At 43.0% G+C, this 22,332-nt stretch carries 23 protein-coding genes; 8 read left to right on the top strand and 15 right to left on the bottom strand.

Annotation, left to right across the window (positions count from 1 at the left end):
- Positions 1 to 11: 11 nt before the first annotated feature.
- A complete protein-coding gene (gene msrB, locus IMZ28_RS03450; protein WP_197549355.1) occupies positions 12 to 413 on the top strand; it encodes a peptide-methionine (R)-S-oxide reductase MsrB in 402 nt (133 codons plus the stop codon).
- 78 nt (positions 414 to 491) lie between these two features.
- On the opposite strand, the gene IMZ28_RS03445 is transcribed toward msrB, so the two are convergent.
- Entirely contained in the window at positions 492 to 767 is a 276-nt protein-coding gene (locus tag IMZ28_RS03445; RefSeq protein WP_197549354.1) for a phosphomannomutase, read from the bottom strand.
- Positions 768 to 812: 45 nt separating this feature from the next.
- Here IMZ28_RS03445 and IMZ28_RS03440 point away from each other — a divergent pair, with 45 nt between their 5' ends.
- A complete protein-coding gene (locus IMZ28_RS03440) occupies positions 813 to 1,256 on the top strand; it encodes a GatB/YqeY domain-containing protein (RefSeq protein ID WP_197549353.1) in 444 nt (147 codons plus the stop codon).
- A gap of 84 nt (positions 1,257 to 1,340) precedes the next feature.
- Here the strand turns inward: IMZ28_RS03440 and trpC are convergent, their stop codons facing one another.
- The 4 genes from trpC to IMZ28_RS03420 all read right to left on the bottom strand — a co-directional run bounded on the left by trpC (position 1,341) and on the right by IMZ28_RS03420 (position 4,908).
- Positions 1,341 to 2,159, bottom strand: a complete 819-nt coding sequence (trpC, locus tag IMZ28_RS03435) for an indole-3-glycerol phosphate synthase TrpC (protein WP_197549352.1) — start codon at positions 2,157 to 2,159, stop codon at positions 1,341 to 1,343.
- Positions 2,160 to 2,225: 66 nt separating this feature from the next.
- Positions 2,226 to 3,482, bottom strand: a complete 1,257-nt coding sequence (locus IMZ28_RS03430; protein ID WP_197549351.1) for a tetratricopeptide repeat protein — start codon at positions 3,480 to 3,482, stop codon at positions 2,226 to 2,228.
- Complete coding sequence (locus IMZ28_RS03425; protein ID WP_197549350.1) at positions 3,464 to 3,844, bottom strand: YkgJ family cysteine cluster protein; 381 nt, start codon at positions 3,842 to 3,844, stop codon at positions 3,464 to 3,466. The genes IMZ28_RS03430 and IMZ28_RS03425 overlap by 19 nt, the downstream gene beginning before the upstream one ends.
- 356 nt (positions 3,845 to 4,200) lie before the next feature.
- On the bottom strand, positions 4,201 to 4,908 hold the full coding sequence (locus IMZ28_RS03420) for a tRNA1(Val) (adenine(37)-N6)-methyltransferase (RefSeq protein ID WP_197549349.1): 708 nt from the start codon (positions 4,906 to 4,908) through the stop codon (positions 4,201 to 4,203).
- Between the two features lie 194 nt (positions 4,909 to 5,102).
- On the opposite strand from IMZ28_RS03420, the gene IMZ28_RS03415 reads away from it, so the two are divergent.
- Positions 5,103 to 5,882 carry an arginyltransferase gene (locus IMZ28_RS03415; RefSeq protein ID WP_232087509.1) on the top strand — a complete coding sequence of 260 codons (780 nt, stop codon included), beginning with the start codon at positions 5,103 to 5,105 and terminating at the stop codon, positions 5,880 to 5,882.
- Positions 5,883 to 5,967: 85 nt separating this feature from the next.
- On the opposite strand, the gene mnmC is transcribed toward IMZ28_RS03415, so the two are convergent.
- Positions 5,968 to 7,098 carry an FAD-dependent 5-carboxymethylaminomethyl-2-thiouridine(34) oxidoreductase MnmC gene (mnmC, locus tag IMZ28_RS03410; protein WP_197549348.1) on the bottom strand — a complete coding sequence of 377 codons (1,131 nt, stop codon included), beginning with the start codon at positions 7,096 to 7,098 and terminating at the stop codon, positions 5,968 to 5,970.
- 308 nt (positions 7,099 to 7,406) lie between these two features.
- On the opposite strand from mnmC, the gene IMZ28_RS03405 reads away from it, so the two are divergent.
- Complete coding sequence (locus tag IMZ28_RS03405; RefSeq protein ID WP_197549347.1) at positions 7,407 to 9,545, top strand: bacteriohemerythrin; 2,139 nt, start codon at positions 7,407 to 7,409, stop codon at positions 9,543 to 9,545.
- A gap of 13 nt (positions 9,546 to 9,558) precedes the next feature.
- Here IMZ28_RS03405 and glyS read toward each other — a convergent pair whose 3' ends face one another.
- From glyS to IMZ28_RS03375, 6 genes are all read right to left on the bottom strand, one after another.
- Positions 9,559 to 11,607, bottom strand: a complete 2,049-nt coding sequence (gene glyS, locus IMZ28_RS03400) for a glycine--tRNA ligase subunit beta (RefSeq protein ID WP_197549346.1) — start codon at positions 11,605 to 11,607, stop codon at positions 9,559 to 9,561.
- A 193-nt stretch (positions 11,608 to 11,800) separates the two neighbouring features.
- Complete coding sequence (locus tag IMZ28_RS03395) at positions 11,801 to 11,971, bottom strand: hypothetical protein (protein WP_197549345.1); 171 nt, start codon at positions 11,969 to 11,971, stop codon at positions 11,801 to 11,803.
- Positions 11,971 to 12,465 carry a tRNA (cytidine(34)-2'-O)-methyltransferase gene (locus tag IMZ28_RS03390; RefSeq protein ID WP_197549344.1) on the bottom strand — a complete coding sequence of 165 codons (495 nt, stop codon included), beginning with the start codon at positions 12,463 to 12,465 and terminating at the stop codon, positions 11,971 to 11,973. Before IMZ28_RS03390 ends, IMZ28_RS03395 begins: the two co-directional genes overlap by 1 nt.
- Before the next feature lie 10 nt (positions 12,466 to 12,475).
- Positions 12,476 to 13,312 carry a formyltetrahydrofolate deformylase gene (purU, locus tag IMZ28_RS03385; RefSeq protein ID WP_197549343.1) on the bottom strand — a complete coding sequence of 279 codons (837 nt, stop codon included), beginning with the start codon at positions 13,310 to 13,312 and terminating at the stop codon, positions 12,476 to 12,478.
- Positions 13,313 to 13,420: 108 nt separating this feature from the next.
- Positions 13,421 to 14,488 (bottom strand): 3-isopropylmalate dehydrogenase, encoded by a 1,068-nt coding sequence (gene leuB, locus IMZ28_RS03380; protein ID WP_197549342.1) that lies wholly within the window; start codon positions 14,486 to 14,488, stop codon positions 13,421 to 13,423.
- Positions 14,488 to 14,982, bottom strand: a complete 495-nt coding sequence (locus IMZ28_RS03375; RefSeq protein ID WP_197549341.1) for a 3-isopropylmalate dehydratase small subunit — start codon at positions 14,980 to 14,982, stop codon at positions 14,488 to 14,490. The genes leuB and IMZ28_RS03375 overlap by 1 nt, the downstream gene beginning before the upstream one ends.
- A 170-nt stretch (positions 14,983 to 15,152) precedes the next feature.
- Here IMZ28_RS03375 and rpoD point away from each other — a divergent pair, with 170 nt between their 5' ends.
- From rpoD to IMZ28_RS03360, 3 genes are all read left to right on the top strand, one after another.
- Complete coding sequence (gene rpoD, locus IMZ28_RS03370) at positions 15,153 to 17,006, top strand: RNA polymerase sigma factor RpoD (RefSeq protein WP_197549340.1); 1,854 nt, start codon at positions 15,153 to 15,155, stop codon at positions 17,004 to 17,006.
- Between the two features lie 143 nt (positions 17,007 to 17,149).
- On the top strand, positions 17,150 to 17,896 hold the full coding sequence (locus IMZ28_RS03365; RefSeq protein WP_197549339.1) for a competence/damage-inducible protein A: 747 nt from the start codon (positions 17,150 to 17,152) through the stop codon (positions 17,894 to 17,896).
- Positions 17,896 to 19,083: an MFS transporter gene (locus IMZ28_RS03360; protein ID WP_197549338.1), complete on the top strand. Its 1,188-nt coding sequence runs from the start codon at positions 17,896 to 17,898 to the stop codon at positions 19,081 to 19,083. The genes IMZ28_RS03365 and IMZ28_RS03360 overlap by 1 nt, the downstream gene beginning before the upstream one ends.
- A 15-nt stretch (positions 19,084 to 19,098) precedes the next feature.
- On the opposite strand, the gene IMZ28_RS03355 is transcribed toward IMZ28_RS03360, so the two are convergent.
- On the bottom strand, positions 19,099 to 19,611 hold the full coding sequence (locus IMZ28_RS03355) for a YtfJ family protein (protein WP_197549337.1): 513 nt from the start codon (positions 19,609 to 19,611) through the stop codon (positions 19,099 to 19,101).
- Positions 19,612 to 19,736: 125 nt separating this feature from the next.
- On the opposite strand from IMZ28_RS03355, the gene ppa reads away from it, so the two are divergent.
- Positions 19,737 to 20,255, top strand: a complete 519-nt coding sequence (gene ppa / locus IMZ28_RS03350; protein ID WP_197549336.1) for an inorganic diphosphatase — start codon at positions 19,737 to 19,739, stop codon at positions 20,253 to 20,255.
- Between the two features lie 79 nt (positions 20,256 to 20,334).
- On the opposite strand, the gene IMZ28_RS03345 is transcribed toward ppa, so the two are convergent.
- Positions 20,335 to 21,105 carry an N-acetylmuramoyl-L-alanine amidase family protein gene (locus tag IMZ28_RS03345; protein WP_197549335.1) on the bottom strand — a complete coding sequence of 257 codons (771 nt, stop codon included), beginning with the start codon at positions 21,103 to 21,105 and terminating at the stop codon, positions 20,335 to 20,337.
- Entirely contained in the window at positions 21,106 to 22,332 is a 1,227-nt protein-coding gene (locus tag IMZ28_RS03340; RefSeq protein WP_232087508.1) for an N-acetylmuramoyl-L-alanine amidase, read from the bottom strand.

The raw sequence follows: 22,332 nt of genomic DNA, 5'->3' as shown, positions 1-22,332 counted from the left end.
AAAGGATCATTATGGGCTATAAAATAGAACTGGATAGAGAAAAGCTGCAAAAAGAATTAACACCGCTTGAATATAATGTCTGTCTGAACCACGGTACGGAACCGCCTTTCCAAAATGAGTTCTGGGATCACAAGGCCGAAGGGGTCTACAGCTGTAAATGCTGTCAGACCCCCCTCTTCTCTTCAGAGAGCAAGTTTGATTCCGGTACAGGATGGCCAAGCTACTTCAAGCCGATCTGTGATGATGTCATCGAAGAGATAGAGGACCACTCTCATGGTATGACCAGAGTCGAAGTAAGATGTTCTGCCTGCGGATCACACCTTGGACACGTCTTTCCGGACGGTCCTGCTCCAACCTACCTAAGATACTGCATCAACTCTGCTTCTCTTGATTTTAAAGAGAAAGAACAGTAACATTTGGTGTGCATGAATGCACACCCGGCGTGAAGCTGAACTTTTCAAAAAAAACCGCTTTTGTACAAAATACGTTTTTTAGGCTCGGCTGCTCTGTATCTGTCTGGCAATTCGCCCTGCCTCTTCATCCATTTCTTCCCTTGTACTGAAGATGAAACTGTGCTGTTTCTCTTCACCAAGATGCACAAAAATAGCAAAACCTACCACTTCAACCTTCCCTTTTGACTCTACCTCAAGCCATTCAAGACTTACCTGTGTCGTTTCATCTTTATACCCTGTTTTTACTACCGCTGCAGGATAGAGCTGTGTGATCTCTTTGGTATCGAACTCTTTGTCTTGTATTCTTATTTTCATAGTATGATTATAGTATAATCGTATTAAATTATAAAAGGATGAAATATGGGTTTAAAAGAGAGAATCAAAAATGACATCAAGGAAGCCATGCGGACCAAAGAGAAAGCAAAAAGAGATACGCTTAGAAATCTGCAGGCCGCCATCAAACAGATCGAAGTCGATGAAAGACGTGAACTCAGCGACAGTGATATTGAAGCAGTTTTAATGAAATATGCCAAACAGCGTGAAGATGCCAAGAGACAGTTTGCAGATGCAGGGCGAGAGGACTTGGTGGAGAAAGAAGAGGCTGAACTTGCCATCGTCAAAAACTACCTGCCTGAACCGCTCAGTGATGAAGAACTTGAAACTATTTTAAAAGATGTTATCAACCAAACAGGTGCCCAGAGTATGCAAGATATGGGTAAAGTGATGGGTGCAGGAAAAGCAAAAGTAGGAAACCGTGCTGACGGTGGACGTATTAACCAGGTGGTCAAAAAACTCTTGAGCTAGATCTCAGTGTATTGTTCCCTGACGGCACCAACTCATTTCAAAGATAAAAAACAGTGCTGCAGGAGCACAGTCTCCTACGCAATATTATTTTTCGGTATCTGAGTCTGCCAAAGGACCGAATTTCACTTCTCTGATCGCCGCAGTGATATCATCCTGCCTCATAAAGTGTTCACCTACAAGGAATGCATCCGCTCCCATTTTTGATATCTCTACAACTGTTTCATGATCATTGATGCCGCTTTCAGCTACAATGATCTTGTTATTTGGGATAAGCGGAATAAGCTTTTCTGTCAAACGCATATCCATTTCAAAAGTTTCAAGATCTCTATGGTTGATACCGACAATGGTTGCTCCTGCAAACATAGCTTTAATGAGGTCTGTCCTGTCATGGATCTCTACAAGTACTTCCAGGCCCAAATGCAGAGCATACTCATAAAGTTCTTTCAGCTCTTTGCGCGAAAGTGCTTTGGCAATGAGCAGAATGTAGTCTGCTCCGAATGCCAATGCTTCAACGATCTGATACTTGTCAATAATAAAATCTTTTCGAAGCAGAGGGATAGCTACATAACGGCGTACCATCCCAAGGTACTCTTTGTCTCCCTGAAAAAAATGTGGTTCTGTCAGAATGGAGAGAGAGTCTGCTCCACCTTTCTCATAAGCCTGTGCGATCGCTACAGGGTCAAAGTCTTCACGTATCACCCCTTTACTCGGACTTGCTTTTTTAACCTCTGCAATAATACGGTACGGATTGTCAGGTGTTGCACGCAGGGCAGACTGTACATCTTTTGGTACAAAAGGATTGAATGCCAGTGAACGCCCCAGCCACTCTACCGGGTAATCTACCTTACGCTTCTCCAGATCCTCTCTGGTCTTTTTGATAATTTCATCTAAAATCTGAGCCATGATCTCTTCTCTTTAAAAATTTTTACCGCATTATACCTTAACGCTGAACGCTGAACGCTGAACGCTCTACTTGCACTTTTGTATCATCTTCCAATGCTCAACGATCTCAGGCTCTTTTAAACCTTCCTGTTCAACAACCCGCTGCATCAGTTCATATGCTTTACCACACTCTTTCTCTTTATAGTATCCCCAGGCAAGCGAATCAAGATAATAGCTATTGTCCGGCTGCTGTTCAAGTGCATTTTTAAGGATCTTCATCCCTTTTTGAATATCAATATCTTTATCGATCAGCGTGTATCCGTAATAGTTCAGATAAATACTGTCATCTACCCCCAAAGAGATCGCTTTGTCAAATGTTTTGACAACTTTATCGATCATTGCCTTGTCATTTTTATCTTTGGCCTGTTCATAGTACAAGATCCCCATTTCAGCCAACCATTTCGGATCGTTCTCTTCTTTGTATAGTTTCTGTGCCAGCTTCAATGCCTTGGAGAAGATTTTTTTCGTTTTATAGAGTTGATAAAGCGTCTTCAGTCCTGCCTGATTCTTTTCCAAAAATGCAATGGCGCCATCAATATCGCCTTTGAAAGCATAGGCTTTGATGATCTTGTCCAGGTACTCTTCACTCTTCTCATTCTCGTAGAGTGCCAAATAAACAGCAAGCACACCATCCACATCATTCTCTTTCACATAAAGTGCCAAAAGCTTGAAATAGACTGCATTGCTGTTTACTGCATTCATACGTCTGTGTGTCTCCAGAAGCTGTATTGCCCTTTTGCGTTCAGCAGTATACTCATCCATAATAGTCACCATCCGCAACAAAATTTCCTCATTGAAAGATGTCTCATAGGCACGCTGCAAAAGTGCAACAGCCTTTTTAAACTCACCGGAATAGAGATAGGGGTTGGATGCCAGATCAAGATCAGCCGCTTTACCGGAACGCTCTATAAGGTATGCGGCTTCATTTTTAGCCTCATTGATCTGCTGGTTGGTAAGATAGAGAGGAATAAGCAGACGTTTGACCTCCAGCATATCCGGATGTTCCTTGTCAAAGCGTTTCAACCTTGCAATACTCTCCGGAATATGTGTTCTGCCAAGCAGTGCAGAAGCCATCTCTCTGAAGAGATACTCTTTTTCATCAGTCATATCATAAAGTTTTCCAAAAACCTGACGACTGTTCTCATAGGCTTTATACTCCGTATAGAGCAGCCCTCTCATGATCAGCTCATCTTCACTGATCATACGCAGTTCTTTGGCCTGAACCATACTTGCACTGACAACAAAAACAGTAACAAATATCAGGACTATACGATACCAGGACACTCTTTTCTTACCTCATCTTCATCATTTCTAAACTGTTCCCAGAAGGGGAAGGTACGACACTGTAGAGGCCGTACCGGATAGATTGTGCACCGTTTTTTCTCTTCATCGAAAAAGATACAGGCAAAATTGTCAGGTGCCAGCTGCTTTTCAACAAGAGAGTAGCGATGTTTTACTTTTTTCAGATACATTGTAGCAAATTCTTCCACTGAAAGGTTAACAAAGGCTGCCATGTTGATGATCTCATCATACTTTGTCCAAATGTATCCGCTCTCCCCCGTACAGCAGTGCCCTCCACACTCTTCACAGGCAGAGGAATCAAACTTGTAACTGTACCCTTCTTTTTCCATCAGTGCATTTTGCATTCTGTTCCTTTTTTCACTACAGGGCACCTCTAGTAACCCCATATGCTCATAACATTGCCGGCTTTGTTCTAGGCAAGGCACACTTTACAGACCTAGCCGTAGCTAAGTCGAAAAAGTGTAACGCCGCATAGGGCAAAGCCGGCATTGCCCAAAGGGTGGGCTTTGCAGACGCGATCTTTCACAAGATGCTTCCATCGTCTTAGCTTTGGCTAGGACTTGAAAGCCTCTTGCAAAATCTCACATCTGCAAAACCCATTATGGGCGTATGGGGTTATTAGAGGTGCCCTACAACAATAAAAGCTTTGCCAAGCACAGCATACCAAAACGCTTCACACTTCGCTTGCTGTAAAGCAACACTACTCCTCACTAAAAAGTTCCCCTTTGATACTGTGGGTATTCGCCCTTTTAAATACCTCTGCTGCCTTAGGCAGATAGTTGCTCTTCTCATCGAACACTACAAAAGGCGGCAAAACCTGTGTCATCGTTTTGGAGTTGTTCCGCGCTGCGATCATCACCAGCTTTGACTCCCTGTCTATTTTGGAATGGACAAACTGTATCTTCTCCGGGTTGATACCGTACTCTTTCAGATACTGCATCAACAGATCTATCTGTTTGGCATCATAACAAAAAATGAACCATCCCTTCGGCTTGAGAAATGTCTTCACCCGCCTGATGAACAATTCCATTGGCAGATGGTGCGCATACCGTGCAATATTCAGATGTGTATCTTCACTTTGGGTCACACGGGGGTCATAGAAGGGAGGGTTTGAGACAATAAAGTCAAACCGCTCTTCTGTCTGCAACGATGTAAAATCTCCCAGGTAAGGAGTAACGTCAAGACCGTTAAGTGCAAAATTGTGTCTGGCATAGGCAAGCATCTTCTCCTGTTTATCTATAATACTTGTCTCTATCTTAAAATCACGTGTTAACAGCAGTGAAATGATTCCAACCCCGCATCCTACATCAAGCAGTTTCCCTTTAGGTCGGAACTCTGAAATAAAATCATAAAGAAAGATAGAATCACTGTTATAACAGTATCCCGATGTAGGCTGATAAAGAAACACCTGTACTCCTGAAAGGAAAAATATAGCAATTTTACAATATTTTCTGTATAATCGCGATGATGAATAAAGAATTAAAACTGTTAAACCCAAATATCAACAGAACGCAAAATGAGTAAATCCCGTATTACTACACTAACACTGAATTTGCTTCGGCAGCAGGCTCATGCAGCCGACTATATCAAAGGGGGAGTATCATGAATGAAGACTTGGATCTGCTGAACCCTCCCTCTACAGACTTTTCCATGCTCGATTATGAGTGTGCCTATCTGCCTGAACGCAGTGTTCGCATGCATTACAAGTATGTCCAAAATGCTTCCAGGACCTTTGCGACTGCCGTCATTGCCAGAGGATGGAGACGCTTTGGAAAGTACTTCTTCCACCCTGTCTGTAATGGATGTGACGAATGCAAAAGCATCCGTATCGATGTGGAGAACTACAAATTCAGCAAATCGCAGAGAAAAACGATCAGACGTAATGAACAGACCCAGATCATTGTCCAAAAGCCAACACTGACCCAGGCACATCTTGATCTCTATAACAAATACCATGCCTATAAACATGAAAAAGACGGTTGGTCACACCGAAATATTTCGCAAAGAGAGTACCATGAGAATTTTGTAGATGGAGCACATGACTTTGGTAAAGAGGTACTCTATATCATCGATGGCAAACTGATCGGTGTAGACCTCATTGATATCCTTGATGACGGCATCAGTGCCATCTACTTCTTCTATGACCCCGATTATGCACATCTTTCACTCGGAACCTATTCCCTCCTCTACCAGATCAAACTGGCTGGTATTCTGGAACTTCCCTACATCTATCTTGGTTACTGGGTTGAAGGGTGCAAAGCCTTTGCCTATAAACCGAAATTCCAACCTCAGGAGATCCTGGATGGATTTCCGCATATTACAGAACAGCCTTTATGGGAGAAATGGAACAGTGGAAGTGAAAAATTAAAAATTAAAAATTAAAAATTAAAAATTAAAAATTAAAAATTAAAAGGCTTTGCTCTGCAAAGCTTTCCAAAACTATTCACTATTCTCTCTTCACTCTTCACTAAGCTGAAGGCTCCGCCTTCAGCTTCCTCGCCCATTTCAAAAATAACCGGTCCGGATCAACTCTTTTATCCATCTCTTTGCCCTCAACGATCAACTCACTCAGCCACTTCGCCATCAACGGTGCAAAGACAAAACCCCGACCGCCAAGACCGTTGAGTATATATAGATGATCCCTATGTTTTATCTCCGGCTTTGCACCTCTTACAATAGCCGGACAGCTCTCAAACATAAAATGTACATCTATCACTTTTCCTACAAGCGGAAAGTAGTCTTTGGAGCCTGAACGCATCCCGCAAAAGGTCTCTTTGAGCTTAAAGTCACTTGTATCTACCATCCAAGAAGCTTTCTCTTCCAGACTCTGCAGCGGTTTTCCGTCACAAACCATACAGGGATCTTTGACCTTGACATGTGTTGCGCCAAGTTTTACAATACCATTGATATTGGCAGAGACAGAGATGCTTTTGTGCATACTGACCTCCAGTTTTGATTTGGTACAGTAGTCCCCGCGCGAACCCCAGGTACCCTTTACACCCATATATCGCATATCAAAAAGATCGTTCTGGTATCCTGTTGAGAGAACGATGCTCTGAGCGTTCAGTATTGAGCCCTGAGCACTGAAAAGAGTCCAGCAGTCATCATGATATTTCAGTTGAGCAACATCAAACTGTCTAAAAAGCACATGCTCAAGAATGGCATTACAAAGCTCCGGTGCATCACATACACCTGCCTCAGGAAAAAGAAAACTCTCCGCTGCATCATCAATACCCAGTGACAGCAATTCATCTTTGGTAACCCAACGATACTTTGAAAAGTTGAATGCTTCATAGATATGGAATTTCCGGGCATCTTCATCATCTTTGGGAATGCGGATCACACCAGTCTGATGGAAGTAGTCAGGAAAATATTCAAGGTAGAACTCTTTGGCAAATGTAAAAGCCTCATTTGTCAAAGCCTGAAGCGGACCTCCCTTGCCGATCTTGGGAGAGACAAATGCTCCTGCAGCACCGGAACCGCCGGCAGCAGCCGTACCGCTGCGGTCGACCAGCAGAACCTTCTGTCCCTTTTGATGCAAAGCAAGAGCCGTACAGCACCCTGCAATCCCTGCACCAACAACAATCGTATCATACATGTGATCTCCATCTGATAATACACTAAACTCCTCTGGCTTATAAAGAACCGGTAAAGTGTGTTTTCCCGTGATTATAACCAATAAGGGCTAAGTACAGAGTCTGTTTTTTTCATATATGCCTGCCAATCTTCTCTTTCCTCTCCATTCCTGTATTCTTTCAAAATCAGAACCTTCCATCATGTTTGTCTAAACTTCCGGTAAAATTCTATTTTATTTTATTATGATACAGATAATTTAATGATATTTGTATACTATACTGTAGGATCTTATATTATACAGGATCTATTCAAAAGCGGAGTTTTTCAATCATGCACACATTTGAATGGGATGAGAGCTTAAGTGTCGGTGTAGCTGCAATTGATGAAGACCATAAAGAACTTATCTCTATAATAAATACCCTTTTGGAAGCCATCAGAAACCACGAAAGTCCCCAGATACTCAAAGAGATTTTCGACTGGCTTGACCAGTATGTTACCACCCATTTTGCACGTGAAGAAGTTTTGATGAAAAAACATCGGTTTCCTGAACTGGAAGAGCATATCCGTCTTCACAGGGAATTTCAAAACAAACTTCCAAAGCTTAAAGAGCAGTTCTTCTCTGCAGATTCACATGAGACTGCACTTAACATCTACCAGTTTCTGGCTGACTGGCTTGTCAACCACATTATTAAAGAAGACTTGAAATATACCAAATATATACACAGTGAAACATTACATAAGAAAAGATCACTATTTCAGAAACTCATTCACAAACTCTCCCGGCATATTACAATACGCATGCGGCTTTGGGCACTTACATCCATTCCGATCTTTGTAATTCTAATACTTGTGTTCAGTATGATAAAAGAGCACTATGATGACTATCTGGCAAACAGAAAAGTCTACAACAGCAGTCAGACCTTCATAAGCATGAACAGGCTGACCAATGCTCTTCAGCTCGAACGTGGATTGAGTATTGCCTACAGTTTTAAAAGAAATAGCAATTTAAAAAATGATCTCATTACACAACAGCACCTTGTCCAACAATATTATGAGAAGTATACCGGGCAGATCAAAGAACTCTATTCTCCCCAAAAGTATAGAAAACTGATTCAAAATATAGATACTCAATACAGCCGTATCAAAAAGTGCCGTCAGAACACAGATCAAAACAAGTGCAGCATACATCACATCCTCAATACCTATACTCTTATGATCCACCAGCTTTTGAATCAGGAAGAGCATCTTTCAAAAAACGTTGCGGACAAAATGCTTCGTTCCTCTTTAATCTCACTTGCTTCACTGCTCTATCAGAAAGAACAGATGGGTCTGAAACGTGCTATCGGTACAATACTGCTTCAAAAACCAAAACAGACATGGTTCAAAAGAGAATTCATCACACTTGACGAGCAGGAGAAGTTCTTTCGAAAAGTTTTTCTGCAACAGGCCGACGAAATCCAGAAAAAGGAATTTTTCTCACTTCTTAATAAAGAGCCTGCCCAACTCTCCCGGCAATATACAGAAGCGATCATTAAACAGATCATCGAAGGCAGAGAGGCAGGCATTGCAAGCAAAGAGTGGTTTAAAACCATGACAGAGAGTATTGAGCTTTTTAAAGTATTTATCGATAGAGAGGTCAAACATATACAGGAGTATACACGCAGAAAAACGGAAGCATTCACTACAGTACCTCTTCTGTGGATAGGGGTATTGGTTCTGCTTGGTATTCTTTTTACCTACTTTATTCTTTTACTTGAAAAAAGCATCTACGATCCCATCAAGAAACTCAGCGACCTGCTTATCGCTCTCTCAAAAGGAGAGAGGAATATCCACTTTTTCCGGAAACACACAAAAGATGAATTCGGACTTCTTCAGGATGCCTATGAAGCCCTTAGGATCGAACTGCTCAAAAGTGACAGACAGGAGATCAAGATCCATGCACACCAGCAAAAGGCGGAGAATCTCGAGAACATAGCCTTTTACGATCCGCTTACAGGCGCACTCAACAGACGAAAGTTCGAAGATATAAGCAACTATGAACTGCTTCGCTCAAAGCATAACAGCAGGCCATTGTCTCTTCTTATTATTGATGCAGATTATTTTAAAAGCATTAATGACAACTATGGTCATGCCAATGGCGATATTGTACTGCAAAAACTTGTTACTGTCTGTAAAAAACATATGCGCAGTCTCGACCATATTTTCCGTTTTGGCGGAGAAGAATTTATCATACTGCTTCCCGAAACAGATATCAATACAGCTGCCGAATATGCGCAAAGACTTTGCAAAATCATTGCCTCAGAAGAGATAGTTCTTGAGGGGTATACGATAAAACTGACTGTCAGCATAGGAGTATCGGCTCTGCAAACTGATACCGATACAAAAATTGAAGATGTTCTTAAACGTGCAGACAATGCACTCTACAAGGCTAAAAACGAAGGAAGGAACAGGGTGATCACAGAGCTGTAAAAGCCCAAAGTGTTTATATCGTGATCTCTTTGATATCTGCAATATCCCTGAAAGTCTTATAGATCGAACCGATGGTATGCAGTCTGTTCTTCTTCAATGCTTCATTTTCACTATTAACCAATACATCATCAAAGTATGCATCCAGCTCTCGCTTGAGACCGAAAAGTGCTTCCAGTTTGGTCTTGTAATCAGGAAAGTTCTGGTTAGCCACTTTCTCATAGGCAGTATAGAGTGTTACTTCCGCATCCTCTTTAAAAAGTGAAATATCAATACTCAGATCACCTTCAAGATCAATATCTTTGGAGATATTCGCCACTCGTTTAAAGGTAGAGAACTGCTCTTTAAATGTATCTGAGGAAACAATATCATTTAATGCTGCTACCTTTTTTGCGATCTCATTGATATCTCTCTCTCCACTTGCCAGTACAGCCGCGATCACTGACGGATTGGCATCGAGTGATTTATTGATACGCTCGATGATGAACTCTTTGAGTACCTCTGTATCAAACTGGGTATAGTCACCTTTGAGCAACTCTATCACATCATCAATATTGAACGCGACATCATAATTTGTCACAATACGCACGATCCCGTTCACTGCACGTCTGAGCGCAAACGGATCTTTGGAACCTGTTGGTATCTTTCCAACCGAAAAGAGCCCCAGAAGCGTATCAAGCTTAATACTCATCGCTACGATGGAGGAGAAGAGGGAAGAGGGAAGTTCCGCCCCCTCACCTACGGGCATATACTGTTCTTTTATCGCATTATATACCAGCGGGTCTTCACCCAGTGCTTTGGCATAATAGTACCCCATAAGTCCCTGAAGTTCCGTAAATTCATACACCATCTCACTCATCAGGTCTGCTTTTGAAAGTTCTACAGCCCGATCCATCAGCTTTTCAAGTTCAGCCGTACTTTTACCGGTCTCTGCTTCAAGTTGATCCATATAAAGAGCCAAAAGCCGGATGGCAATATTCTTTTCACGTTTGATCTTGTCTGCCAGAGTTCCCAGCCCGTCAATGAACTGTACCTTTTCAAGCCCCTCTGTGCTCAATCCTCTTTTAAGGTCATTACGGTAGAAAAAGAGTCCGTCAGAAAGTCTTGGTTTGAGTACACGTTCATTTCCCGCGATCACTTTGCTGTAGTCATCCGTATAAGCATTGCTCACTACCACGAACTTATTGGTGATCTTGCCGTTATTGAAAACTGGAAAGTAGCGCTGGTGCTCTTTCATCGATGTAATGATCACTTCGGGCGGCAGTTCCAAAAAGAGTTCATCAAAACTTCCTATCAGTGCTTTTGGATTTTCAGTAATCGCAACTACTTCTGCCAATAATGTGTTATCTCTTTCGATAACAATATCATACTGCTCCTCAAGTGCATCAAATTCAGTAAGGATCAATGCCTCCCTATCTTTAGGCTCCAGCATCACTGCGCCCTCTTTCAAAATACGTGAATACTCCTCAATAGCCGGTACCTCCACCGCATCATGGGTAACCATACGGTGCACATAGGTTCTGGTGCCGGATACTACTCCAAAAAGCTGCACCGGTACAGAAGTCTCACCCAGACGTACCTGAAGCCATCTGACAGGACGGATAAATTCATCACTTCTGCTCCCCCAGCGCATCATTTTTCCAAATGCCATGGCATTGATCCATTTCTCCAGCATCTCCTGCAGCAATGAAGCAGTCTCTGCACCCTTCTCCTCTTTTTTAAAATAGAGTACTTCCATATTACCTTTTGGTGCCCGTCCCAGTTCAGAAAAGTCTACACCACACTTTCTTGCAAAGCCCAGACCTGCCTGTGTAGGTTCTCCATCCTTTATGGCAACACCGACTGGAGGCCCCATCAGTTCAATGGTACTGTCTTCCTGCTTCAGCGGCATAGCCTCATGCATCAGGACCAGTCTTCGTGGGGTATAAATGAATGTGAAGTCAGAATTCAACTTATACGCTTCAAGGATCTTTTTCCATGAAGATTCGATATTCTTTACAATTTTAAGCAGCGGAACAGCAGGCAGCTCTTCTACCCCTATCTCTATCAGTAGCGGTTGTGTCATAACAGATTTGTCCTATGGATATGAAATAATAGGCTGTATTTTAGCCAAATGTTGGTAAATGGGTGGTTAGTCGTTTGATCCTTAAGCCCCGTTCCTATGCTTGCTTGAAACATCATCCTGAGGTTTGCCCGACAGATGGGTCTGTATGTAAGTTTATACGTATGCCGCGGGAAGCAGTGAGACCGGCAGGAGATTACTCTTTTTTTGCCTTGTCTGATATATAGTCATCTTCATAGTCGTCTACAAGGTCTTTTCGTCTCTGCTCCTCATCAAATTTGGAACGAAAGTTATTTCTTATGATCACAAAGGTCATGTATGAAAAAAGAAAAGCTACGATGATATAGAGAATGTCACCAAAAGACATTATCCCTCCTTTAGGCTGTTGGGGATCGTAATCTTCTCAAAGCCTTCATAGTTCTGGCGTACTGCATCATAAAGTACCACACCGACACTGACACCAAGGTTGAGACTTCTGCCTTGTGGTCCCATAGGAATAGTAATGCACTGCCGGGGATGCTCAAGCAGTACACGTTCATCGATCCCTTTTGTCTCTGAACCAAAAAGGATGTAATCCCCTTTTTTAAAAGGTGCATTGAAGTATAGATTGTCTGTTTTGGTAGTTGCCATGTAGGTATGCTCATCGATCGGATGGGCATTCAGGAAGTCATCAAAGCTCTCCCAAACGACAAGATCAAGCAGTCTCCAGTAGTCAAGCCCTGCCCGTTTGACCGCTTTGTCATCAATATCAAACCCAAGCGGTTTGACAAGGTGCAGTGTTGCACCAAGGTTCACACAGAGACGTCCGATAGTACCGGTGTTTTGAGGAATTTGAGGCTCTACTAATACGATATTAAACATTATGAACCCATTAAAAGACTATCGTTTTATTGCCATTGACAAAAACACGGTCGTTCAATACCAGGTTCAAAGCACGGGAAAGCACGACCTTCTCTACATCACGTCCTGCACGCTGCATGTCCTTCCAGTCAAAACGGTGATTGACAGGAATGACATCCTGTGCAATGATCGGTCCTTCATCAAGATCATCTGTCACAAAATGTGCCGTTGCTCCAATGATTTTCACACCTCTCTCATATGCCTGTTTATACGGATTCGCACCAATGAATGCAGGGAGGAAGGAGTGGTGGATGTTAATGATCTGCTGTGGATAGGCAGCAACAAATGACGGGGTTAAAATACGCATATATTTAGCCAGTACTATATAGTCAAAGTCGTGTTTATTGATCTTCTCCATTACTTTGGCTTCATGTGCTTCTCTGCTTAGCCCTTCAGCAGGTACATAAAAGAAAGGAATATCGAAACGCCCGACCAGATCGCGCAGTGTCTCATGGTTGGCAATAACACACTCAATGGTCGCACCAAGCTCTCCTGCCGCATGACGTATGAGAATGTCACCCAGTGCATGCGACTCTTTGGTTGCCAGGATGACCACCTTTTTATCTTTGGGTACGATCACTCTGATGTGTGCCTCTTTAGGTGCCACTTCTCTAAGTGCAGCATCGAGCTCATTGATCTCAAATTTTCCGGTCACCACAGTACGCATAAAGAACTTCTCATTCTCTTTGTCAACAAATTCACGGTTTGAGTCTATATTCAGATCTCTGTCATAAAAAACCCTGGAGATCTTATAGACCAACCCCTTGGCATCATGACAGTCGATCAGTACACGCGCTTTGGTTTCCATTTGGTACCCTATTGTTCATTTTTCAGTGTATCTACACACCTGTATGTCAGTAAAAAGCGGAGTCAGTGCACCGCATATTCAACTCTTCGTATTAATGCTTCACTAAATTTATCGACTTGCATAGTCAGCGATAATGCTTCCCATCTCGGCACAGCTGACAATCTCTTTAGCATCGTAATCACCGATATCACCGGTTCTGTATCCTTCTGCGAGTGCTTTTTTAATCGCTTCATCTATTCTCTCTGCTGCTTCCGTTTCACCCAGTGCATAACGCAGCATCATACTCGCACTGGAGATGGTCGCTAACGGATTGGCGATACCCTGCCCTGCAATATCCGGTGCCGAACCATGGATCGGTTCAAAAAGTCCAACCCCTTTACCGGTACTGGCACTTGGAAGAAGTCCGATGGAGCCACTGAGCATACTTGCCGCATCTGAGAGGATATCTCCAAAGATATTTCCTGTCAATATCACATCAAACTGCTTAGGATCACGGATCAGCTGCATTGCTGCATTGTCCACATACATATGGCTCAATTCCACTTCAGGGTAGTCTTTGGCAACCTCTTCTACAATCTCTCTCCAGAACTGACTGACTTCAAGTACATTCGCTTTATCGACAGAACAGATACGTTTGTTACGCTTCATAGCGATATCAAATGCAACTATCGCAATACGTCTTACCTCTTCTTTGGTATAGACCATCGTATTGTACGCTTTCTCCTCCTGAAGCTCTCTTGGCTGACCGAAATAGATCCCCCCTGTCAACTCACGGACAACCATAATATCTACCCCCTGGATCACTTCGGGCTTCAGGCTGGAAGCATTGACCAGTTCATCATAGACCATTGCGGGTCTGAGGTTTGCAAAGGTTCCCATTTCCTTACGCAGTCCGAGAAGTCCTGTCTCAGGACGCAAATGACGCTCCAGATTGTCCCACTTTGGCCCACCTATAGCCCCAAAAAGTACGGCATCACACTTCTTGACCCCCTGAATGGTCTCGTCAGGAAGAGGTACACCTGTCTCATCAATAGCAGCGCCACCCAGAAGCATCTCATCATATTTGAGATTGAATCCCTGTGTAACTGAAACGGCATCCAGTACTTTCAGTGCTTCATCAACGATCTCCGGACCGATCCCGTCCCCTTTAATAACACCGATTCTGTAACTTTTCATCATTTTGCTCCTGCTTCAAGTTCTTTTTTGGCAAAATTGATAAGTCCGCCTGCGTCAACCAGTTCCTGCATGAATTCCGGGATAGGTGTGAACTTATAGGTTTTCGCCTGTGTAACATTAATAACCTCACCTGCATCCATATCGATACGTACAGTGTCACCCTCATTGATCTCATTTGCCTCTTTGAGCTCAAAAATAGGCAGTCCCATATTAAATGCATTTCTATAGAATATACGTGCGAATGACTGTGCGATGACAGCATTGATCCCTGCAGCTTTCAATGCAATCGGTGCATGCTCACGGCTTGAACCGCATCCAAAGTTCTCACCTGCAACAATAATGTCCCCTTCACTCATTTTTGATACAAATTCAGGATCTGCATCTTCCATGACATGTTTCGCCAGTTCCGATGGCTCACTGGTATTGAGATAACGTGCAGCGATAATAAGGTCTGTATCAATATTATCACCGAATTTCCAAACTTTTCCTTGCAAAGTTCATCCTTTGATCCGGGATCTCCCCGTTAAAAATTTTCGCGATTATAGCCAAAAAAATGGAAATTAACAAATTTTACACCCAGAACAAAGAAAATTTCGGTATAATCCACCTTAATTATCTCTTAAAGAGATTTCCTCCTAAACATCAAAGCATCTAAAGGGTTTTAATGGCAGTAAAAGACAGTATGAAAAATATAGAAGCACTATTCAACTCCAAGAAAAAGGGGGATGTGGTTACCTTTGAGAACATCTCCAAAGAGTTCAACAAAGCCCCTACTGCCGCCCAGGCAAAGAAGATCCACAAACTGGCAGAAGATGCAAAGGTAAAGATTGTTTCTGCTTCAGAATATGCCAAACAGCTGACAGATAAAGAGACCAAACGCAGAGAAGATGCACGCAAAAGGGGTGCTGAAGGTGAGATAGAGGACGAGTTTGATCTTCATAAGGAAAAAGAGCTTCTTGAGTGGAGTCGTTCAGACTCTCCTGTACGTATGTATCTGCGAGAAATGGGGAAGATCCCGCTTTTGACCAAGGAAGAAGAGGTCGAACTGAGCAAGCAGATCGAAGAGGGTGAAGAGATCATCATTGATGCGATCTGTTCGGTTCCTTACCTGATCGACTATATTCTCAACTACAAAGAGCCTCTGCTTAACCGCGAACGACGTGTAAAAGAACTTTTTAAAAGTTTTGAAGATGAAAAAGGCGACAACGACAAAGAAGAAACGGAAGAGACGGAAAGTGAAGAAGATACACTGGAAACACCAAAAAACGATAAACGTGTCAAACATGTCGTTGAAAGCTTCAAACGCCTTGAAAAAGCCAAGAAAGAGTGGATGAAGGCACGAGAAGGACTGGATGATGTTCTTGAGAACGAGACAGATCCGGTCAAGGTTATCCATGAGCGTTTAAAGATCGCCTTCAAAAAAGAACAGCTCAAAGCAGCACTGCTTGACCTTGGACCGACTTCCAAGCTCATCAATGAACTGGTCAAAGCGATGGAAACTGCGCTCAAGAGCGATGACAGTTTCGACAAAGAACTCAAACGTCTGGAGTACAAACTCCCGCTTTTCAATGATACGCTCAGAGAAAATCACCAGAAGATCCTCGACAATATCATTAATATGGATAAAGAGGATATCATCGATGCTGTTCCTGAAACCACTATGGTCAGCACCTATGTCGAGATCAAGAAACTCTTCGAGACAAGAGAGGCAAGCAAAGGCGGATTCGATCTTAGTGAGGAGAAACTGCAGGAGATCCTCAACCAGATCCGGCAGGGTAAGGCCAAAAGCGAGAAAGCAAAAACACGAATGGCAAAATCCAACCTCAGACTGGTGGTCTCTATTGCCAAACGTTATACCAACCGCGGTCTGCCCTTCCTTGACCTTATCCAGGAGGGGAATATCGGTCTGATGAAAGCAGTCGACAAATTCGAATATGAGAAAGGGTACAAGTTCTCCACTTATGCGACATGGTGGATCCGTCAGGCTATCTCAAGAGCCATCGCTGATCAGGCACGGACCATCCGTATCCCGATCCATATGATCGAAACGATCAACCGTATCAACAAGATCATCAGAAAGTACCTTCAGGAGACAGGAAAGGAACCTGATCTGGACACTATTGCCAAAGAGGTAGGGCTCTCTGTAGATAAGGTCAAGAATGTTATCAAGATCACCAAAGAACCAGTCTCTCTTGAAACCCCTGTAGGGGATGAGGATGACGGTAGATTCGGGGATTTCATCGAAGACAAGACAACACTCAGTCCGACAGACGTCGTACTCAAAGATGACCTTAACAACCAGATAGACGAGGTACTTGACCAACTCAACGAGAGAGAAAAAGCGGTTATACGTATGCGTTTCGGTCTTTTGGAAGATGAGAGTGACAGAACGCTTGAGGAGATTGGTAAAGAGCTCAATGTCACACGTGAGAGGGTCCGACAGATCGAATCTTCCGCAATAAAGAAACTCAAACATCCAAAAGTCGGACGTAAACTTAAAAACTATATCGAAGAGTAGTTCTTTTCATTCTATAATATGTCATACCGGCCTTGCTTCAGAGTCCCTAAAACTTTAAAACAATTTTTGCATCCAAAGGGACTCTGAAATACCATAGGGGTTGCAGATCCGGGTTGACGCTTCCAAGCAGGAGAAGCCAGATCATGTCTGAACCACATTTCTTTACCCTCATCATCGGAACCGAAATACTCAACCGAAGAAGAGAAGACAAACATTTTGACTTTGTAAGCAGCACCCTTGCAAAAAAAGGGCATAAACTCTCAGGTTCCTTCATCATCGAAGATGACCCTGCTCTCATTGTTCAAACCATCAAGTTCATTGCTTCTCAACCAAATCCCGTACTCTTCAGTTTTGGGGGTATCGGTTCGACACCGGACGATCATACAAGAAAATGTGCCGCCATAGCACTGCGTGACGGAAAGCTCTATGAACACCCGCAGGCCAAAAAAATCATCGAAGAGACTTTAAAAGAGCGAGCCTACCCTCATCCTGTCAAGATGGCACAACTTCCCAAAAATGCTACTCTTCTGAAGAATCCTGTCAACCAAATGCCTGCATTTGCTCTGGATAAGCGTTTCTTTTTTATGCCCGGTTTTCCCGAAATGAGTCACCCGATGGTAGAAAAGATAGTTGAAGATATCCTCCCCTTCGCGAACCCGTTCTATCGCTATACACTGACAGCACACTGCAGAGAAAATGAGTTCATCGAGCTTATGGAACAGATGCCAAAAGAGATAGAGGTCTCCTCTCTTCCAAAACTGCATGATGAGGGGTGGAGAGTCACTCTTTCTGTCGCCTCACGGGACAAAGCACTTGCACAGACAACATTTAAACGTTACACTGCCCTGCTTGAATGCAGAGAGATCCCCTACTCCCTTACTGATGAATAATGTCCCGTTATATACGTACCCTTCAACATCCTGTCATTGCCAGACTCTCACTTATACAACTTATCTCCTACTTCGGTACCTGGTTTTCACAGGTCGCAATCTTCTCAATGCTGGTGGAGTTCAAAGCAGATGCTGTTCTCATCGCTATCACAGCTGCAACTGCAATGCTTCCTGCAGTAGTACTGGCTCCGATCATCGGTATTGTTATCGATCGTATCCCTTTTAAAAGACTTATGACCACCCTTTTGATCATTGAGATTGCAATGACCACAAGCTTTACACTGATCAACTCCATCTCTCTGATCTGGATCTTACTGCTGCTTATATTTATACGCTCTGCTGCCAGCTCTATGCTTTTTTCTGCCGAAATGTCACTTTTTCCTAAAATAATTGAGGGAGATATGCTCAAAAACACCAACGAGATCCATTCAATCATCTGGTCCTTCACATATGCGGCGGGAATGGCAGCAGGCGGAGTAGTCACCTATTATCTCGGATACGATACTGCATTTCTTATTGATGCTTTTCTGTATACTATTGCACTCTTTATTCTTTTGGGTTTGAAGCTCGACCTGGAGATACATGAACCTAAGCAGACTCATATTCAAATGCTCAAGAGCGGTTTTGCCTATCTAAAAGGCAATCAAAAGATCCTGCACCTTATCTTTCTCCATGCATCACTTGGTCTGACCAGCTTCGATGCTCTGGTTACCCTTCTTGCAGACTTTCAGTACAAAGAACTTATTGCTGTTCCCCTTGCCATCGGGTGGATCAATGCGATACGGGCAACAGCTCTGATGATCGGTCCATTTTTCATCGGGAGATGGATCAATACGCAAAACCTGCACTACTTTTTCATACTTGAAGGAGCTGCCATCATTGTCTGGAGCCAGGTACAGTTTGACTTCTATTGGGCTCTGGTGGCGCTCTTTGGTGTAGGGTTCTTCACTTCCACACTCTGGTCACAGACTTATCTGATGCTCCAGGAAGAGACAGAAAAGGACTTCATGGGACGTGTTATCTCTTATAATGACATGTTCTTTATGCTCTCCAATATTATTACGGCACTCTTTATCGGCTATACCTCAAAATGGGGTCTTACGCTGGAAGAGATCACCTTTCTGCTCGGTATCGGTTTTATAGCTGCAGCGATCTATTACCTTTGGTTCAGGAAAAAGTATCTCTAACCTGTTTCCAGAAACCTACAAATTCTTTTCAATCAAAGCAAGAACCTCTTTTATTTCATCCGAAGAGAGTTTTCCATACTTTTTATAGATAAGCTTTCCTTTTTTATCAAGCACTAAAATGTCTGAATTGTCATCAGCAAGCCCCCACTGCTTAACCAATACTTTGTTTTTGTCCTTGACATAGAGAGTGTCGGGAAACTCCTTCTGTTTCTTTTTCAACAATGCCTCGATGATCATATTGGGTTTCCATGTTGCAGCAAGATTCACTACAGCAACAGAACCGTATTTTGTTCTGCTGAAGTGACGCTTTTTCAATGCCTGTGTCAATGCCTTGTTCAGATCCTTTTCATCAGGATCTACATAAAAAAGAACGTATACCTTCCCTTTCAACATGGATGAATTCCAGACTGTACCATCTGTTTTTCCCCCATCTCTGCCTCCAATATTTACCTCTACAGGTACCTTTCCAATTTCAACAGCCGATGCGCTCAATAAAACGCATGCCAACCCTATAATCAGTTTTTTCATTTCTTATACTCCTATATTATTTTACATATCATAGCAAAGCTTGATGAAGTATTTATGAATTTTATGCTACTATCTGCTAACAAAATTTCTGAGGATCTACGATCTTCAATGCAAGGAGATATCTTATGGATATTACTAAAATCGGACCGGGTGAATGTCCCGATGCAGTCAAAGCAATCATCGAAGTACCGCTTAACTCGAACATCAAATATGAGATCGATAAAGATTCGGGTGCTGTGGAGGTAGACAGAGTACTATACTCAGCAATGCACTACCCTGCAAACTACGGATTTGTTGCAAACACACTTTCTGATGACGGTGACCCCGCAGATGTACTCGTACTCTGCGATTATCCGCTTCAGGCAGGTTCATACATCAAATGCAGACTTGTCGGTGTGTTAATGACAGAAGATGAGTCTGGCGGAGACGAGAAACTGCTTGCAGTACCAACAGAAAAGATCGATCCTACCTATGCAAAGATCCAGGACCTTGCAGATGTACCTGAGCATACACTCAACCGTATCAAGAACTTCTTTGAAACATACAAAATGCTTGAGCCTAACAAATGGGTAAAAGTAAGCGGGTTCAAAGACAAAGCCGCTGCAGCAGAGATCCTTGAGAAAGCGATCAAGAACTACAAATAAGTCGCAGGCAGCAAATGGTACATAGCGTACCTGCCTTGCTTTCTTAACCTACTGCTTATACTTTGCAGCATATTCCGGGTTAAATTCCAAGTTCCTTTTCCCGATTATCCAAATAACGGTTCACACCTTTAACGATCCCCTCTGCAATGCGTTCCTGATAGTCAGAAGTAAAAAGCCTCTCTCTTTCCTTGGAATTGGTAATGTATCCTACTTCTACAAGAATGGAAGGGCGGCTTGCACCGACAAGTACATAGAACGGGGCAGGACGGACACCACCGTTCTTTACATCAGAATATCTTGACTTCACTCTTGCCATAATGTTCTTTTGGACATCTATAGCCAGTTTATTGGACTCTACGATCTTAGGACCGTTGAGTACCGCATCGATAATCACACTCCTGCTCAGTTCGTCCGCACCCTGCAGTACTGCAGCATTCTCTCTTGCTGCAATACGCTGAGACTTCTCATCCCTTGTCTTTTGAAGGAAGTAGGTCTCAATTCCCTCTACTATTTCAAAACGGCTCTTATCTGCAATGGCATTGGCATGAATGGAGATGAAGACATCAGCATCTTTTTTATCGGCAATCTGTGTACGCTGTCCCAATGTCAAAAAGCGGTCACTTCCTCTTGTCATATAGACCTGGTACCCTTCACTTCTGAACTCGTTTCGCAATTTATGTACCAGCTGAAGTACCAGGTCCTTTTCCTGTTTTCCTTCACACTGTGCACCACAGTCGTGTCCTCCGTGTCCTGCATCGACCACTACAAGCCGGGAAGAACGGTCCGGTCCCATACAGGCAGTCAGTATTAAAAGCCCAAATATTGATAAAAGGTATTTTAGAGACTTCATCTAAAGTTCAATCTCTCTTTTTCGGTTATTGAGGTAGTTCTGTACCCCTTCTGCGATCCCTTTTGCAATAAGTTCCTGATAGCGGGATGTAAAAAGACGCTTGCGCTCCTTTGGATGTGAGATATACCCTACCTCTATCAGAATAGAAGGTCGGCTGGCTCCTACCAGTACCCAGAATGGTGCATGTCTTACACCACCGTCTCTTACTCCTCTGTAATGGGCTCTTAGATTTGCCATCATACGGCGCTGAACATCAATGGCCAGTTTGTTCGATTCAATAATCTTCGGTCCGTTAAGTACAGAATCGATGATCACCTTTTTACTCAAAGAGCTGCCTGCACCCTTCAGTACCGCCTTGTTCTCACGTGCGGCAATACGCTGGGACTTGGCATCTCTGGTCTTTTGAAGGAAAAAAGTCTCGACTCCATGTATCTTGTTCCGTTTACGCTTCGGAACAGAGTTTGCATGAATAGAAATAAATACCTTTGCATCTTTACGGTCCGCAATTCGGGTACGCTGTGGCAATTTGAGGAACTTGTCTGTTCGTCGTGTCATATAGACCCTGTATCCACGCTTTTTCAACTGTTTTTCCAAACGCTTTGCGATCTGAAGTACCAGGTCCTTCTCTCGCTTTCTTCCGGCAATCGCTCCTGTATCGTGCCCGCCATGCCCTGCATCTATCACAATCAGTTCTCCACTCCCTTTTTGATAGATATTTTTGGAAGTATCAATCACATAGGGTTTTGGTTTCACAGCTTTTTTAGAGCTCCATTTCTTTTTCCCATACGTTTTTTTCACCACTGTTTTCGGTTTTGAAGACTTTTTGGCTTTGTAATGTTTTTTACTTACCTTGAATGGCGGAAGCGGGATATGATAGGAGTTGTAGGCAAACAGCGGACGGTACGGTGTACATCCATATGCCCGTTCCGTTTCCATTACGATACGGACCGTATTGCGTTTATACTGGGAGATACGGATAGAGTGACAGCGTGATGTACGAAGATATTTCCCTACCCGGCTGTTTTTTAGACGGACATCCGGTATATCAAAGACTTCACGATAGGGATTCTTCAGACTGAAGTGATGAATATCGCTTTTATTATAACCTTTGTTAAAATGGAGACGCAGCTCCTCTTTTTTGATCTCGACTTTCTCCAGGATCGTTACAGAAGCAAAGAGCATTACTGTGCTGCAGAACCATAGAAAAAGAAGAACCAAACCTCTCAC

It is taken from the genome of Sulfurovum indicum (assembly GCF_014931715.1).
Taxonomy (GTDB): domain Bacteria; phylum Campylobacterota; class Campylobacteria; order Campylobacterales; family Sulfurovaceae; genus Sulfurovum; species Sulfurovum indicum.
The sequence above is the reverse complement of the archived record's forward strand: the minus strand, read 5'-3'. Positions and strand labels throughout refer to the sequence as shown.

Bases quoted from the DNA above. Each gene is read 5' to 3' on its own strand.
- IMZ28_RS03405 (WP_197549347.1), top strand. From the start codon at position 7,407: ATGCACACATTTGAATGGGATGAGAGCTTAAGTGTCGGTGTAGCTGCA.
- purU (WP_197549343.1), bottom strand. From the start codon at position 13,312: ATGGAAACCAAAGCGCGTGTACTGATCGACTGTCATGATGCCAAGGGG.
- leuB (WP_197549342.1), bottom strand. From the start codon at position 14,488: ATGAAAAGTTACAGAATCGGTGTTATTAAAGGGGACGGGATCGGTCCG.
- IMZ28_RS03345 (WP_197549335.1), bottom strand. From the start codon at position 21,105: ATGAAGTCTCTAAAATACCTTTTATCAATATTTGGGCTTTTAATACTG.
- mnmC (WP_197549348.1), bottom strand. From the start codon at position 7,098: ATGTATGATACGATTGTTGTTGGTGCAGGGATTGCAGGGTGCTGTACG.
- IMZ28_RS03390 (WP_197549344.1), bottom strand. From the start codon at position 12,465: ATGTTTAATATCGTATTAGTAGAGCCTCAAATTCCTCAAAACACCGGT.
- IMZ28_RS03355 (WP_197549337.1), bottom strand. From the start codon at position 19,611: ATGAAAAAACTGATTATAGGGTTGGCATGCGTTTTATTGAGCGCATCG.
- ppa (WP_197549336.1), top strand. From the start codon at position 19,737: ATGGATATTACTAAAATCGGACCGGGTGAATGTCCCGATGCAGTCAAA.
- trpC (WP_197549352.1), bottom strand. From the start codon at position 2,159: ATGGCTCAGATTTTAGATGAAATTATCAAAAAGACCAGAGAGGATCTG.
- IMZ28_RS03445 (WP_197549354.1), bottom strand. From the start codon at position 767: ATGAAAATAAGAATACAAGACAAAGAGTTCGATACCAAAGAGATCACA.
- IMZ28_RS03360 (WP_197549338.1), top strand. From the start codon at position 17,896: ATGTCCCGTTATATACGTACCCTTCAACATCCTGTCATTGCCAGACTC.
- IMZ28_RS03365 (WP_197549339.1), top strand. From the start codon at position 17,150: ATGTCTGAACCACATTTCTTTACCCTCATCATCGGAACCGAAATACTC.
- msrB (WP_197549355.1), top strand. From the start codon at position 12: ATGGGCTATAAAATAGAACTGGATAGAGAAAAGCTGCAAAAAGAATTA.
- IMZ28_RS03415 (WP_232087509.1), top strand. From the start codon at position 5,103: ATGAATGAAGACTTGGATCTGCTGAACCCTCCCTCTACAGACTTTTCC.
- IMZ28_RS03440 (WP_197549353.1), top strand. From the start codon at position 813: ATGGGTTTAAAAGAGAGAATCAAAAATGACATCAAGGAAGCCATGCGG.
- IMZ28_RS03425 (WP_197549350.1), bottom strand. From the start codon at position 3,844: ATGCAAAATGCACTGATGGAAAAAGAAGGGTACAGTTACAAGTTTGAT.
- rpoD (WP_197549340.1), top strand. From the start codon at position 15,153: ATGGCAGTAAAAGACAGTATGAAAAATATAGAAGCACTATTCAACTCC.
- IMZ28_RS03395 (WP_197549345.1), bottom strand. From the start codon at position 11,971: ATGTCTTTTGGTGACATTCTCTATATCATCGTAGCTTTTCTTTTTTCA.
- glyS (WP_197549346.1), bottom strand. From the start codon at position 11,607: ATGACACAACCGCTACTGATAGAGATAGGGGTAGAAGAGCTGCCTGCT.